We start from the raw sequence: 14,379 nt of genomic DNA, 5'->3' as shown, positions 1-14,379 counted from the left end.
TGCATACCTACTTGGTTGGTTATGAAAAGCTAGGATATTAACCCAACTAGGAACAACCTAGATAGGCGTTTTCGCGTCTCGTGAAACGCTTTCGCGTTTTCGTGCGCCGCTTCAGCCGCTATTGACGAGTTTTTGATTTTTTGTACTAATCCCCAGGGTAAGTATGAGGAGAGAATAGATGGCAATGACTAAACCCAAATAAATTGTTGCGTTAGCAAATAAAAACATTTCGTCACCTTCTTAACTAAGCCTGTTATTTTTCATTCGGTGGTTGATTTAACTTTTCTTTATGTGTATCAGGATCATAATCGTTCATGTCTTTTCCTTCATATTTCGACGGGCATCTTGTCTTCACAGATTCTGCTTCAAATGTATCCGTTTTAGTAGGAGCCCCTTGGAGAATGGTAATAACGCCTTCTGAGAAGTTATCAGGCTTGGGCCCGTTGTGAATGACGTGCATAATACTGCCTTCGTTGTCTTTAACATCAAATTTCAATTCAATTTTGTCAGGATTCCATTTTATCGAGTCTTCGATTAATAATCCTTCGACCGTTACAAAATCGTCTTTATGCTGCTCTTGTGTCGCCAATAATTCTTTCAATGTCAGCTCAACTCCACTCGAACCCGGGGTTGCAGCCATAAGAAGGAAAACAATCGCGCCTGCAATAATAAATCCGCCGAGCATCACAATCGTATTTTTTTTCATTTTACCCACCTCATTAAATTAATTTTTTCATTTCTTCTTCGTACATTTCTTGATCTATTTTTCCTGTTAAGAGCTTTTTACGCAGCTCCTTCTTTTCTTCCGCATTAGCTGACTTGTTAACCTTTTTGGCAGCAGTTTGTTTTGACTGTGGTTTATGTTTTGAACTGTTAGCAGTTGTTCCTGCTGTTCGCGCATTCCCTTTTAAACCGAGAAAGACAAAGAGTCCGGCAATGATCAGGGCAATTCCTATAATTGAGGCACCGCCTACTCCGATAATGGGACGTTTAGAGTTGTTGTTAGTACCTCCTTTAATCACTTGGTCTGTGGCAGTCACACCGCTATGATTCTCATCATTAGGCGGCTGCACTTTGTTGATAGCTTCCATGGTAGATTCTGTGCCTTCTTTCTTATAAGAAAAGGAGTACTTCAGATTCTCTCCAGCCTTGACATTTTTGTATTGGTAGTAATATAGCTCTTCGCCATATTCATTCTTTGTTTTATTTTCTGTCTTTGGCTCAAGCTTAATTTCCTTTGCCTCCATTGGTGCGTAAAAGATAACATCCAATTGTTCGATTTCAGCATGATTGATTAGCTGATATGTAAAGCTCTTTTTATCGGTAATGTCGATCGCTTTTGTGTAATACTCGATGACAAATTTATATGTCTCGTTACTCTTGATTGCCTTAGCGGGCTTCCAGGTCACAATTCCCTTTTCTTTATCAACATCGTAGGGACGTTGGACTTCCGGTTTATTTTCTTCAGGAAATTCTGCCACTAAAAAAGCTTCAAATCCCTTATCCATTGCTGGAACGGGAATGGATATTTTCCCATCATAATCTTGGCCGCTCTTGTTCGTAATCGTTCCGTATTGGCCTATTAATAAGGATGGAATATCTCTTGATTCCCAATCCTCCGGGTAATCAAACTCAGGCATAACCTGTACTTGCATTTCCTTAATTGGGAATTTCTCAGCCTGAAAGTCTGTTTCAGCACTTGCATTTGGGCTGATTAAACTAGTTAAGAATAATGCGATCACGAACAATGCCAGCCACTTTTTCTTAATCATATACATCCTCCTTGACCCTCAAATCTCATTCGTAGAAGGTACTGATTTTCACTATAGTCCTCTTTGAAATAAATATAATCGTTATCACTCCCCAGTTGTCGACTCACTCTTGAACATTTTGTTAAGTGAGGAAAAACGTTACGATTTCGACAAAAAACTACCACAAAATGTTCACAATTGATTATTATGGAAAATAAAAAACCTTGAATCCAATTGGTTCAAGGTTTGAGATAATCATTTGAAGCTTCTGTTTTAGATTTTAGTGTGCGGATATAACTGATGATGTCAGTTATATCTTCTTTACTTAATTGTCTTGCACCTTCAAGCCCTTTTAATGAGGGGCCCATTCGAGTTTCTTCACGGCCATAGGCCGTTGCAATCCAAATTTGCTTATTAGTTGTGTATTTTAAATACTGAGGATTGGAAAGGACCGTCCCCATTTTCAATTTACCTGCTCCCTCAGCGCCATGACAGTTAAGACAATATAGATTATACTGTTTTTCCCCGCGTTCAGGGTCCCCGGCAATTTTTTCAGGTACATCAAATTCAATTTCCTCTGTTTGCCAATCCCTCATATAGGTAACAAGATTTTTTAAATCGTTTTCAGATAATCTTGGGCCATATGCAGGCATAGCGGTTCCTTCTCTGCCATACTTCACATAATTATATAGGTCTTGATCGGATACGGAGTTTAGAAATCGCTGGCTATTTATAGCAGTGCCTGCATTAGAGCCTTCTCCCTTTCCTGTTTCTCCGTGACAGACAAGACAATTTTTAGAATAGAGCTTTTCTCCAGCTTCAATTGCTTTAGAATTCTTACTATCAAAAATATCGCTATTACTAATAGCAACGATAATTCCAATAATGATCAAAATATATAATCCGATTAAAATTTTTTTCATGGGTTACTCCCTACTTTGGTTCGGGTGTTGGAGTTGGTTCCCCAAAATCTTCATACTTTTTTGTGATCAGCTGATAAATTTTCTTAGGGCTTTTACCGTCAAGATGCATTTCGACCGCCTCCCGGGCGATATCAATACAGACATCTCACGATATACTCATCGAATCCCATTCTTCGACAGCATTATTTGGTCCCATTTGATCAATATAACAATCTAAATTGCTTTTATGCCCATCCTGTGCGAAGCAGCCACAATAGCAAGGAACCTGCGCTACAACTTCAGGGTATTCCGATGCCAAGATATAGGTCTCTTGAATTTTTTCCGAAGAATTTAAAACATAATCAGGGAGCGGCTTATGCTTTTTATCAAGTGTCACATCTTCCAATTTAGAACTACAGCCCGCTGCTACTATTGCCATTAAAATAAATAGGAACAAGTAAGATGTTATTCGTTTCATACTTTGTTTCACCCCTTCCCATTAATATATTGTTCTCATTTATTGTAGCAAAAAGGGATTGTCCAAACGGCTCTTAATTTTAACTATTTAGTGAAGTTTTTAATAATGAAAAAAGTATAAAAAAGCCTGAATCCAGTAAAATTGGACTCAGGCTTTAAGACGAAACTCATTATGCACGCGAAACGTAAGAAGCTTCCGTTGTATTGATAATTAACCGATCCCCTTGGTTCACAAAGAATGGAACCTGAACAATTAGTCCTGTTTCCAAAGTTGCAGGCTTCGTTCCCCCAGAAGCAGTATCACCTTTAATACCGGGCTCTGTCTCTGTTACTTCTAACTCAACCGTATTTGGCAGCTCCACCCCAAGAGTTTCATGATTAAACATCATAATGTGGACTTCCATGTTTTCCTTTAAAAATTTTAATTCATATTCAATGTTGCTTGCTGGAAGTTCTACCTGCTCGTAGGAATCCATATCCATAAAAACATGCGAATCACCGCTTGCATAAAGATATTGCATTTTACGGTTATCAATTTGTGCTTTTTCTACTTTCTCACCCGCGCGGAATGTTTTTTCTTGAATTGCTCCATTTCGCAAGTTACGCAGCTTTGAACGTACAAACGCTGCTCCCTTACCCGGTTTTACATGTTGGAAATCCATGACACGCCATAGACCGCCATCTACTTCAATTGTTAATCCTGTTTTAAAATCGTTAACAGAAATCATGTGTAAATCCTCCTAGTTCTTTACAAGATAATTAGTTCTTTTGTTGAATGAGTAAGTGCCTCGTTCCCATCCGCGGTTAATATTGCATCATCTTCAATCCGTACTCCGCCAAGTCCAGGAACATAGATCCCCGGTTCACACGTAACAACCATTCCAGGTTGAAGCAGGAGATCAGACTTCATTGAGAGACTAGGTCCTTCGTGAATCTCCAGCCCGATTCCATGGCCAGTTGAATGTCCAAAGTATTCTCCATAACCTTTTTCTGTTATGTAGTTTCGCGTTAATGCATCTGCTTCCTTACCCGTTAAGCCCGGCTTTATGCCAGCCATGCCTCGCAATTGTGCTTCAAGAACAATATTGTAAATTTCATTCAGCTTCGCATCCGGTTTACCAACAGCTACCGTCCTCGTAATATCAGAAGCGTATCCATTGTAATATGCACCATAATCCAAGGTTACAAAATCTCCCGATTCAATTACCTTATCACTCGCTACACCGTGCGGAAGTGCAGAGCGAATCCCCGAAGCAACAATCGTATTAAACGAAGAGGAAGTCGCACCGGCCCTTCTCATAAAGAACTCTAATTCATTCGAAACCTCTAATTCTGTTATACCGGGACGAATGAAGTCTAAAATATGTTTAAATGCGGCATCAGCAATATCTGCTGCTACCTTTAATATCTTAATCTCTGCTTCAGTCTTAATCAAGCGTAACTTTTCAATTACACCGGAAATTGGAACAAGTTCAGCTTCTACTTCTTCCTCATATACTTTATAGGAAGAGTATGTTACATCATTTTCTTCAAATCCCAGTTTTTTAATCCCTAATTCTTTAACAAGACGTGCTGCTTCTTCTGGGATGGAACCGGAGAATTTAACAATTTCAAATCCTGTGCATTGTTTGGATGCTTGTTCAATATAACGGAAATCCGTAATAAATTGTGCCTTATCGGCACTAATTAAGACAACACCCGCAGAGCCGGTAAAGTTAGATATGTAGCGGCGATTATAGGGGCTCGTGATCAGCATCCCATCTATACCATGTTGTGAAAAATCCGCTCTCAACTTTTCTATTTTTCCCATTAGTCTCTACTCTCCTTTTCTATCCGGTTTTGGATAGAGATATTTTATCATAAACAGATAGTTTCGACTAATTCAAACTTATGTGGATGCCTCTTTTGCTTGTGATTCTTGAAGTTCAAACTCATAATTAATGGAATAACCAATGAAAATTCCATATACGATATATAAACAAACAGATGTGATGATTGTATCCCTGCTTAATTCGGCAATTGGTTTTATACCGGGAATTAACGGATTCAGAATAAAGAACACCAATAAAAACAATATGACGCCATACCCTAGTCCAAACCAAAAACCTTTGAATTTTCTAAGTAAAGCGTAATAAATATAAGCCGCAACAATAGATAATACACCCAATAAAATAATGGATACTACTGTTCCCATCCAGCCATGTTTCCAACTTCCAAGGGCCCATGGTTTGAGGATGATTTGGGGGCCCACTTCGGTGAAATTAAAATATGATGCAATGTATCCAATCGTTCCCCAAAAAAGACCGCCGAATAAACCTGTCCAAAAAACCATTACTGTAAAAGACATAGGTCTTGGATATTTTTCTTTGTTTTGTTCGTTTGCCATTTGTATACCCCCGATCATCAGTGTTGTGTTTGAATATGCATATAACTTTTCATGCACCATTATTATGCCCTGATAATTTTAATCCTTACATTAAAAAATTTTTTAGAAATTTAGTTGGAAATATTCTGTCATCCTAGAGGTTTTTTCATTTTTCTAGTAGAATACATGTAAGTACAAACAGATTTTACATTTCTGCTATTGTGCAACTAATGTTTAGGTTGGTGTAAATAACCATGTCAAATTCTCAAAAACCCGTTTATGGCGGCCAAGCGGTCGTTGAAGGAGTTATGTTTGGCGGAAAACATCATTATGTTACCGCCGTTCGCAGAAAAGATCGTTCTATTGAATACTTTCATTTGCCGCGGAAAGCAAATCCCACATTAACTAGCTTAAAAAAAATCCCGTTTCTCCGCGGAATCATTGCGATTATTGAATCTAGTGCAAACGGATCAAAACACTTAAACTTCTCCACTGAGCGGTTTGATGTAGATCCAAAGGACGATGCAGTCATTAAAGAAAAAGAAGTGTCAAAATTGACGATGTATCTTGGGGTAGCAGTAATCGGAGTCCTGTCATTTTTATTTGGAAAATTTGCTTTTACGCTAATTCCTGTTTTCTTAGCCGTATTAACCAAACCAATTTTCCCATCTGATTTTGCTCAAGTAATGGTAGAAGGCCTCTTTAAGCTCATACTGCTCCTTACTTATATATATTTTGTCTCACTTACCCCGCTGATCAAAAGGGTGTTTCAATATCATGGAGCTGAGCATAAAGTAATTAACACATTTGAATCCGGGGTAGAACTGACCGTTGAAAATGTTCAGGCCCATTCCCGCCTGCATTATCGCTGCGGCAGCAGTTTCATCTTATTTACCGTAATCGTCGGTGTTTTTGTTTACCTTTTAGTTCCCACATCACCGCTATGGTTACGTATTGTCGACCGTCTTCTCTTGATCCCGGTAGTGTTGGGAATTTCCTTTGAGGTCTTACAGATCACCAATAAACTCCGCGATATTCCAGTCTTAAAATATTTAGGAATTCCGGGCCTTTGGCTGCAATTGATAACGACGAAGGAACCAAGTAATGACCAGGTCGAAGTCGCTATATTATCATTTAAGGAATTGCTTAAGAGGGAAAAAGAAACGGAGTACGACATGAAAAGTGAGGAAATTGTCTAAATCTTTGTTTTTATGTGTTTAAAAGAATAAAAAAATGCTTAAGATGCTCATAGGGAGGTGGCATTCTTGAAAAATCGGATACCCGTATTTATTATTGGGATTCTAATCATTCTTGCTATACTTGGGCTTATTGGTTCATTTACAGCTAATCCTGCCGGTTTCATTCAGAGAATAGCTGTCATCGCATTGATCGGTTTAGCGATTTTTTTCCTTTTTCGGAAGTTTTCAAATTCGAGCCCTCAGAAAAGAGAGCAGCGGGCATTTCTTAAGGCAGCAAAAAGGTCAAAAAAACGGTTACAGCAAAAGAGTGGGGATACCAATGTAAAGACCTCATCTCTTGGGACATTAACAACATTAAAGAAAAGCAACAAGACTAAAAAGAAATCTCCTGCACATTTGACCGTCATCGACGGGAAAAAAGGGAAAAAGAAAAATCGAGCGTCCTTTTGACACTCGATTTTTTTAATACCCCCATTTATTTAAAAAATTTTTGGCATGTTCTCTTCCAATTTCAAATAGTTTTTGCTTTTTTTCATTAGTTAAATTAAATTCAATTAAAGAAACACCTTCAGCTTTTATAAAAATAATATTTTCTACATGTTTTTTAGAAATATAACGTTGATCATGGGCGTCCTTCATTGTCTCAAACAATGCCCCCATTAATTGAATGCCGTTTTTTATTTGATGTTTTTCATGTTCATATTCACTTGGACTAAGTTTTATTCCAAGCACCGGTCTGGCCTTTTTTACATTGTCCTTGTCAAAAAGCCACATTGGAAAATTACTAAGTACCCCACCATCCACCAAAATATTTGTGCCATCTATCGAACGTAATTTAACTGGTTCAAAAAAATAGGGAATACTGCAGCTCATCCTGATTGCCTTTGCAATAGAGAACGAATCTGGTGAAATGCCGTATTTTATTAAATCATCAGGTAAAACAATCATTTGCCCATTGGAAAGATCCGAAGAAATTACTCTAAGTGCGTTGGGTGGAAGATCGGAAAATGTTCTTAACCCCTTTGCTTCCAACTTCTCTTTCATCCATTTTTCAAGCTCATTCCCTTTATAAAGTCCTAGCTTCCAATACACAAGCAGCCATTTTGCAATGGAAAATGGAATAATGGTTTTACGGGCATCCAGCATTTTAGGCAAATCAAACTCATCCACCAATTGATAAATTTCTTTGCTTGTATAGCCCGCGGCAATTAAAGCGGCAACGATAGACCCGGCACTCGTTCCTGCGACCCTGACAAACTGAAATCCTCTGGTTTCAATTTCTTCATAGGCACCAATGAGTGAAAATCCTCTAATTCCCCCTCCAGAAAAAACGCCGTCAATTTTCATGGCAGCCACTCCCAAAATGAACTCATTGTTACATTCTTAATCCGTTCATTGCGAAATTAGTACCACGGACGAGTGTAAAATTTTCATTAAAATATTGGACATCTTTTGTTCCTATTTTGTCTACAAAATGTTCACCGAAGTACTTTCATTCTTCATATCACCAACATATCTATTTCATAAACTGTACCTATTCTTTTATGAGTGCATTTTAACTAGCAAAGGCAGGGACGCTTATGAGTATTCGAAAGGAAAGAATGAAGGTGTACGATATGACCTGTACATCCTGTGAAAAACGAATTGAAAGGACAGTCAAAAAATTAGATGGTGTGATTGATGTAAAAGCAAATTTTACCGGCCAATTCGTTGATGTCGAGTTTAATGATGAATTATGTACCACGAACCAGTTGAAAGAAGCAATCAATCGTGTCGGCTACAGTACTGAAAATGGTAAAGGCTTTAAGTTTATTGGAATAGTCATTATTATCGCTGCTATTTTACTTCTCGGCATAAATACTGGCAGCTTTAATATGGAAGATAAACTCAAAAATGCTTCTTATGCTGTTTTATTTGTTGTAGGGTTGATCACATCCATCCATTGTGTAGGCATGTGCGGCGGTATTATGCTTTCCCAAACTATTGGGAAGGAAAGTAAGAACAAATTTGAGGCGATGAAGCCAGCTATTTTATATAACCTTGGAAGAGTTGCAGCTTATACCATCATTGGTGGAATCGTTGGCGCCATTGGCTCTGTTTTTGCACTTTCCCTATCCACTAAAGCAGCACTGCAAATTTTTGCCGGAGTATTCATGGTTATGATGGGCTTTAATATGGCAGGATTTAAAGCGTTTAGAAAGGTTCAATTAAAAATACCTGCCTTTGCATTAAATTTGGTAACTAAACCCAAACCTAAAACACCCTTTTTTATCGGAATGCTTAACGGTTTAATGCCTTGTGGACCACTACAAACAATGCAGCTGTATGCTTTAGGTACAGGCAGTGCGATTAGCGGGGCTCTCTCTATGTTTATGTTTGCAATAGGAACAGTCCCGCTCATGCTGACCTTCGGGGCATTATCAAGTTTTTTAAGTAAAGGTTATACGAAAAAAATCCTAAAATACAGCGGAATTCTTATCGTTGTTCTTGGCCTTGTTATGAGCAATAGAGGCTTGGCACTGGCAGGAATGAACTTTAGTCCAGCTTCGATTCTAACGAACGTTGGTGCCCTTGGCGATTCTGCTGCTGTATCTAATGCAGCTAAAGCAACGATTAAGGATGGAGTGCAGGTTCTCAACATGACGGCCAATGTCTATGGTTATACCCCAAATACTTTATATGTTCAAAAGGGAATGCCTGTTAAGTGGGTCGTAGATGGTGAACAGATTACCGGTTGTAATAATACAATCGTCATGCCAGAAATGAATGTAGAGCAGAAACTACAAAGCGGTGAAAACATAATCGAATTCACACCCGGTAATGAGGATATTCCTTTCAGCTGTTGGATGGGAATGAAGCGAGGAGTTATTAAGGTAGTAGATGATTTAAAGGATATAAAGACATCTAGCAGTGATGCCACTGGTATTGATTCGTCGACCAAATCTACCGCCCCATCCTCGGCTCAGACTAAGCCTAGCATATACGGTACTGACATCAGCAAGGTGCCTACTAAACGATTAGTCCAAAGGATGCAATTAGCAAATAATGTGCAAACGATTGCCATTAAAGGAGTGGGTTACGAACTTGAGCCACTGATCATTGTCGCTAATAAAGACCTGCAAACGAAGATGTCAATAGACCTCACTTCGTTTGATCAACCAGATGGATCCTTTTTAATTATGAATGCAAATACAAAACAAATTGTAACTGAATTCACTGGTGCGAAAGGGTTTGTTGAAGTTGAATTTACCATTGATAAAGCCGGGACGTATGGAATTTATCTAAATGAAGAGGAATTACTCGGGGTAATTGATGTAGTAAACGATATGGATTCTGTTGATTTAGAAAGTATTAAAAGCAACTACCTTCAGTAAGTAAAGAGTTAAAGAGTTAATAAGTTGGGGGGTTTTAACGCCCAACTTATTAACTCTTTTCATTTCCAGTAAAATATAACGTAAATTTTGTTCCCAGTCCTACTTTACTTTCTACATCAATACTGGCATTGTGAAGCTGAAGGATACTTTTTACAATAGTTAATCCAATCCCTTTTCCTTCAATTTTCTGCCTGCTCTTATCTCCCCGAAAAAGCCTTTCAAAAATATATGGTAAATCCTCCACATGGATGCCAATTCCGTTGTCACATACTTCCACGACTATATTTTTATCATCTTCATATAAGTTGACCAGTACTCTGCCATCCGGCTCAGTAAATTTAATAGCATTAGAGAACAAGTTAATAAATACTTGTTTTAATTGATCTTTATCACCAGTTATCAAATATTTATGATTCGGTTCAATACTATATTTTAGATTGATATTCTTTTTTTCAGCATCCAGATTAAAATCCTTACATATTTCAGGAATGAATTCATCAAGGTAAATAGTTTCGAACGATAACTTAGCACTTTCCGTTTCAAATTCCTTTAACATATGTAAACCAGTAATTAATTTTCCGAACCGAATGACTTCTTCATTAAGATAATTTAATTTCTCAGTTGTCACTGGATAAACCCCGTCAATCATTGCCTCAAGGTTATTTTGAAGGACATTTAAAGGTGTTCTAATTTCATGTGTTATATTAGAAACCAACCTTCTTCTCAACGTATCCTGATACTTTAATTTCCCAGCCAATATATTGACGCTTTTTTGTAATTCTTCTAGCTCTAAAAGGTTACTTCTTATACCTGGTTGGGTTTCAAAGTTCCCTTTTGATAAATTCACTGACATCTTAGCAACTTCTTTAATCGGATTAGATAATTGTCTCGAAAAAAACAGACTAAAAACACTAATAATAATAAGGGTCAGCACACCGCTGGCAATAATACTTTTATTAATCGAGTCTTTAAAGTTTACATCCTCTTCAGACAAAAGAATGGAGGAATATTGACCAATATCAACATACCCAACTGTTTTGGAATCTACCTTAATGGCAAAAGATTTGATCGTGTAAACACCGCTGCCTTGTACAGGCATTGCATCCATATTTAATTGTGTTTTTATCGCATTTGGGTTCATTCCCCACACAGGTTGTTTATTTTCATCCATAAGTGTTAAGCAATAATTCCCCATATAGGCTTCATGCATCAGCTCAACGCCAGTATTTTCTGACCAATTTCCTTCTCTTTTATACACATCTTCTAAATAGGCGACAATTCTATGATACCTTTTATTCTGAATATCAACCATATATTGATTAAACTTATTTGTTACCGTTACATTGACAAATAATGTAACCAGCAGGATAGCAGCAATTGTGCACAGTATAAATAAAAGACTTAATCTTTTGCTGATGGAATGCATTTAACACACTCCCCCAAATTTATAGCCCGCTTTCAACACTGTAACAACATATTTTGGATTCTTCGTATCTATTTCAATCTTTTTTCGAATATTCTTAATGTGAACATCAATCGTCCGGTCAAAGCCGCTAAAATCTTCACCATATAGTTTAGCAATAAGCTGTTCTCTGGATAAAACCTTTCCTTTATTTGTGGCAAGGATCCTTAATATATCAAACTCATTTGGTGTAAATGACCTTTCCTTACCACTAACCATTATGGTCCTTTTCTCACAATTGATCTGTAGATTTCCATCATCAAAAATGACACTAGATGAATGAACCTTGCCATTAAGTCTGCGAAAAAGTGCATTCACCCTCGCAGTTAACTCCCTCGGACTAAATGGTTTGATTAAATATTCATCTGCCCCAATTCTTAATCCTTCGATCCTGTCATTTAAAGACCCTTTTGCTGTTAACATGAAAATATGGACATCAGAGGTTTGCCGAATGATTTTACAGACCTCTTCACCGGTTATATCCGGGAGCATTAAATCTAGTATGACCAGGTTATAATTTTCTGTCATAAACAGGTCAATTCCCTTTAATCCTGTTTCTGCACTATGAACACGGTAACCTTCTTTTTCTAAATAGGCTTTAATTACGCCCGATACGCTTTGTTCATCTTCGACTAATAATATCTGATTCATGTTTATCACCCAGCTATCGAAATGGAATATATTAAGTATAATAGCTTTTGATAGTGTAAAAATTGAAAAAGGCTGACAATTATGTGTCAACCTTTTTCAACTCTTCCTGTAATTTTTGAGAACCTTATAGTTTAACTTTTTGTAATCGCAATGCATTGAGAACGACAGAGACCGAGCTGAATGCCATCGCTGCACCGGCAAGCCAAGGTGCGAGGAACCCAAGAGCAGCAATCGGGATGCCCAGTGAATTATATGCCAGTGCCCAAAATAAATTTTGTTTAATATTGGTAATCGTCTTTTTACTCATGAATATTGCATCGGCAATACTATTTAAATCACCGCGAATCAAGGTAATATCTGCCGCTTCCATTGCCACATCCGTCCCGGTGCCAATGGCCATGCCAATATCAGCAATTGCCAATGCCGGGGCATCGTTGATTCCATCTCCAACCATAGCTACCTTTTTACCCTGTACCTGCAATTTCTTGATTTCTTCCGCTTTACCTTCAGGAAGAACCTCAGCGATCACATGATCAATCCCCGCCTGAGCTGCAATTGCCTCCGCAGTGCGCTGATTATCACCTGTAATCATAATGACATCAAGTCCCATTTCCTTCAAACGCCCGATTGCCATTTTGGAAGTTCCCTTGATGGTATCCGCGACAGCAACCATACCGGCGTACTGTTCATTTATCGCTACTAGCATAGCGGTTTTACCAACCGTCTCTAATTCTGACATTTTTTTTAAAGATCCTTCTACAGTGACACCATACTTGTTCATTAATTTTCTCGTGCCAATTAACACTTCATTTCCATCGACATTTGCTATAATGCCAAACCCAGGAATTGCTTCAAATCTTGAAACTTCCTTCAATGGAATCTCTTTTTCTTTTATTCCTTGAACAATGGCTTCCGCCAGCGGGTGCTCCGATTGCTTTTCCGCTGAACCGACGATGGCTAAAAATTCTTCTTCACTCCATGAGTCAGCAGGGAAAACATCAGTTAAAACTGGGGTTCCGTTTGTAACCGTTCCAGTTTTATCCAGAACAACCGTGGTAATCCGATGGGTCATTTCTAAATGTTCTCCGCCTTTAAAAAGAATTCCATATTCTGCAGATCGACCGGAACCAGCCATAATTGAAGTTGGCGTAGCAAGCCCCAGGGCGCAGGGACAGGCAATGACGAGGACAGCAATCATTTTCTCCAGGGCTTCAGAAAAATTCCCTGGAGCTGCCCAAACATACCACACGATAAACGTCAAAACGGCTAATCCTACAACAATTGGGACAAACACACCAGAAATCTTATCAGCAAGACGTTGAATTGGAGCCTTTGAGCCTTGAGCTTCCTCTACAACTTTAATAATTTGTGCTAATGCTGTATCTTTGCCGACCTTTGCTGCTTCGACCTTTAAAAAACCATTTTTGTTTATGGTCGCACCGATTACAGGATCGCCGGACTTTTTATCAATTGGAACACTTTCACCGGTTAACATGGACTCATCAATAGCCGACTGACCCTCAAGAATAATCCCGTCAACAGGAATCTTTTCACCCGGTTTAATATGAAGGATATCCCCAACAACTACTTCCTCAAGAGGAATTTCCTGCTCCATTCCGTCTCGTTCTACTATAGCTGTCTTGGCTTGAAGTCCCATTAATTTTTTAATGGCTTCAGATGATCGGCCTTTTGCTTTTGCTTCAAACAGCTTTCCTAAAATAATCAAGGTAATTAATACAGCACTCGTTTCAAAATAAAGCTCCACCATATGAACTTTTCCGCTAAGCGTCAAGATGGCTTGGTAAAGACTATAGAAATAGGCCGCTGAAGTTCCTAAAGCAACAAGTACATCCATATTTGCACCCTTATTCTTAAGGGCCTTATAGGCACCGATATAAAACTGTCCTCCGATTAGAAACTGAACGGGGGTAGCCAATAATAACTGAAACCAGGGGTTCATAAATAGTTTAGGTACCCAAATAAAGGATGTAAATGAAAAATGGCCAGCCATTGCCCATAAAAGAGGAAACGAAAGTATCGCTGAAATGATAAACTTCTTTGTTTGTTTGGCTATTTCCTTTTCACGATAGTCACTTGAATCTTTCGTTCCTTCTTTGAGCTTTGCTCCGTAACCTAGATTCTCAACCTTTTTTATAATGTCGGCAGTTGAAAGGACGGAGCCATTGAACTCAACTGTT

13 protein-coding genes and 2 pseudogenes are annotated in these 14,379 nt (G+C 38.3%); 4 read left to right on the top strand and 11 right to left on the bottom strand.

The annotated features are described in order from the left end of the window. Positions 1-253 precede the first annotated feature (253 nt). From ACO1D1_RS25730 to ACO1D1_RS25720, 3 genes are all read right to left on the bottom strand, one after another. Complete coding sequence (locus tag ACO1D1_RS25730; RefSeq protein ID WP_423337582.1) at positions 254-706, bottom strand: cytochrome c maturation protein CcmE; 453 nt, start codon at positions 704-706, stop codon at positions 254-256. A gap of 13 nt (positions 707-719) precedes the next feature. Beyond that, positions 720-1,772 (bottom strand): hypothetical protein, encoded by a 1,053-nt coding sequence (locus ACO1D1_RS25725; RefSeq protein ID WP_423337581.1) that lies wholly within the window; start codon positions 1,770-1,772, stop codon positions 720-722. Positions 1,773-1,990: 218 nt separating this feature from the next. Continuing rightward, positions 1,991-2,674, bottom strand: coding sequence for a c-type cytochrome (locus ACO1D1_RS25720; protein WP_149870944.1), 684 nt, complete (start codon positions 2,672-2,674; stop codon positions 1,991-1,993). Between ACO1D1_RS25720 and ACO1D1_RS25715 the strand changes: the two are divergent. Further along, positions 2,637-2,822: pseudogene (locus ACO1D1_RS25715) on the top strand (hypothetical protein); the annotation flags it as partial. The gene ACO1D1_RS25720 and the pseudogene ACO1D1_RS25715 overlap by 38 nt on opposite strands. On the opposite strand, the pseudogene ACO1D1_RS25710 reads toward ACO1D1_RS25715, so the two are convergent. From ACO1D1_RS25710 to ACO1D1_RS25695, 4 genes and pseudogenes are all read right to left on the bottom strand, one after another. Further along, positions 2,751-3,092: pseudogene (locus ACO1D1_RS25710) on the bottom strand (PCYCGC motif-containing (lipo)protein); the annotation flags it as partial. The pseudogenes ACO1D1_RS25715 and ACO1D1_RS25710 sit on opposite strands and share 72 nt — an antisense overlap. A gap of 208 nt (positions 3,093-3,300) precedes the next feature. Then, the gene (gene efp / locus ACO1D1_RS25705; protein WP_149870946.1) at positions 3,301-3,858 is read right to left on the bottom strand and encodes an elongation factor P; all 558 of its coding nucleotides are present in this window, start codon (positions 3,856-3,858) and stop codon (positions 3,301-3,303) included. Positions 3,859-3,878: 20 nt separating this feature from the next. Beyond that, positions 3,879-4,940: a M24 family metallopeptidase gene (locus ACO1D1_RS25700; RefSeq protein ID WP_149870947.1), complete on the bottom strand. Its 1,062-nt coding sequence runs from the start codon at positions 4,938-4,940 to the stop codon at positions 3,879-3,881. Between the two features lie 78 nt (positions 4,941-5,018). Beyond that, the gene (locus ACO1D1_RS25695) at positions 5,019-5,516 is read right to left on the bottom strand and encodes a YqhR family membrane protein (protein ID WP_149870948.1); all 498 of its coding nucleotides are present in this window, start codon (positions 5,514-5,516) and stop codon (positions 5,019-5,021) included. Between the two features lie 233 nt (positions 5,517-5,749). On the opposite strand from ACO1D1_RS25695, the gene ACO1D1_RS25690 reads away from it, so the two are divergent. After that, complete coding sequence (locus tag ACO1D1_RS25690) at positions 5,750-6,694, top strand: DUF1385 domain-containing protein (RefSeq protein ID WP_149870949.1); 945 nt, start codon at positions 5,750-5,752, stop codon at positions 6,692-6,694. A 57-nt stretch (positions 6,695-6,751) separates the two neighbouring features. Further along, a complete protein-coding gene (locus tag ACO1D1_RS25685) occupies positions 6,752-7,144 on the top strand; it encodes an SA1362 family protein (RefSeq protein WP_317845668.1) in 393 nt (130 codons plus the stop codon). Positions 7,145-7,156: 12 nt separating this feature from the next. On the opposite strand, the gene ACO1D1_RS25680 is transcribed toward ACO1D1_RS25685, so the two are convergent. Next, the gene (locus tag ACO1D1_RS25680; RefSeq protein ID WP_149870951.1) at positions 7,157-8,041 is read right to left on the bottom strand and encodes a patatin-like phospholipase family protein; all 885 of its coding nucleotides are present in this window, start codon (positions 8,039-8,041) and stop codon (positions 7,157-7,159) included. 233 nt (positions 8,042-8,274) lie between these two features. Here ACO1D1_RS25680 and ACO1D1_RS25675 point away from each other — a divergent pair, with 233 nt between their 5' ends. Continuing rightward, entirely contained in the window at positions 8,275-10,068 is a 1,794-nt protein-coding gene (locus ACO1D1_RS25675; RefSeq protein WP_423337580.1) for a sulfite exporter TauE/SafE family protein, read from the top strand. A gap of 49 nt (positions 10,069-10,117) precedes the next feature. Here ACO1D1_RS25675 and ACO1D1_RS25670 read toward each other — a convergent pair whose 3' ends face one another. The 3 genes from ACO1D1_RS25670 to ACO1D1_RS25660 all read right to left on the bottom strand — a co-directional run. Beyond that, a complete protein-coding gene (locus tag ACO1D1_RS25670) occupies positions 10,118-11,494 on the bottom strand; it encodes a sensor histidine kinase (RefSeq protein WP_423337579.1) in 1,377 nt (458 codons plus the stop codon). Then, positions 11,495-12,181: a response regulator transcription factor gene (locus ACO1D1_RS25665; protein WP_149870954.1), complete on the bottom strand. Its 687-nt coding sequence runs from the start codon at positions 12,179-12,181 to the stop codon at positions 11,495-11,497. It lies immediately after the preceding gene. Between the two features lie 124 nt (positions 12,182-12,305). Further along, the coding region (locus ACO1D1_RS25660) for a copper-translocating P-type ATPase (RefSeq protein ID WP_423337578.1) at positions 12,306-14,379 on the bottom strand (2,074 nt) is incomplete at its 5' end.

The sequence above is a fragment of the Neobacillus sp. 19 genome (assembly GCF_049463095.1).
Lineage (GTDB): Bacteria > Bacillota > Bacilli > Bacillales > Cytobacillaceae > Neobacillus.
This window is presented reverse-complemented; position numbering and strand designations above follow the sequence as displayed.

What these genes read in the sequence shown, in the direction of transcription:
- ACO1D1_RS25725 (WP_423337581.1), bottom strand. Translation starts at nt 1,772, where the DNA reads ATGATTAAGAAAAAGTGGCTGGCATTGTTCGTGATCGCATTATTCTTA.
- ACO1D1_RS25675 (WP_423337580.1), top strand. Translation starts at nt 8,275, where the DNA reads ATGAGTATTCGAAAGGAAAGAATGAAGGTGTACGATATGACCTGTACA.
- ACO1D1_RS25670 (WP_423337579.1), bottom strand. Translation starts at nt 11,494, where the DNA reads ATGCATTCCATCAGCAAAAGATTAAGTCTTTTATTTATACTGTGCACA.
- ACO1D1_RS25720 (WP_149870944.1), bottom strand. Translation starts at nt 2,674, where the DNA reads ATGAAAAAAATTTTAATCGGATTATATATTTTGATCATTATTGGAATT.
- ACO1D1_RS25665 (WP_149870954.1), bottom strand. Translation starts at nt 12,181, where the DNA reads ATGAATCAGATATTATTAGTCGAAGATGAACAAAGCGTATCGGGCGTA.
- ACO1D1_RS25690 (WP_149870949.1), top strand. Translation starts at nt 5,750, where the DNA reads ATGTCAAATTCTCAAAAACCCGTTTATGGCGGCCAAGCGGTCGTTGAA.
- ACO1D1_RS25695 (WP_149870948.1), bottom strand. Translation starts at nt 5,516, where the DNA reads ATGGCAAACGAACAAAACAAAGAAAAATATCCAAGACCTATGTCTTTT.
- ACO1D1_RS25700 (WP_149870947.1), bottom strand. Translation starts at nt 4,940, where the DNA reads ATGGGAAAAATAGAAAAGTTGAGAGCGGATTTTTCACAACATGGTATA.
- ACO1D1_RS25680 (WP_149870951.1), bottom strand. Translation starts at nt 8,041, where the DNA reads ATGAAAATTGACGGCGTTTTTTCTGGAGGGGGAATTAGAGGATTTTCA.
- ACO1D1_RS25730 (WP_423337582.1), bottom strand. Translation starts at nt 706, where the DNA reads ATGAAAAAAAATACGATTGTGATGCTCGGCGGATTTATTATTGCAGGC.
- efp (WP_149870946.1), bottom strand. Translation starts at nt 3,858, where the DNA reads ATGATTTCTGTTAACGATTTTAAAACAGGATTAACAATTGAAGTAGAT.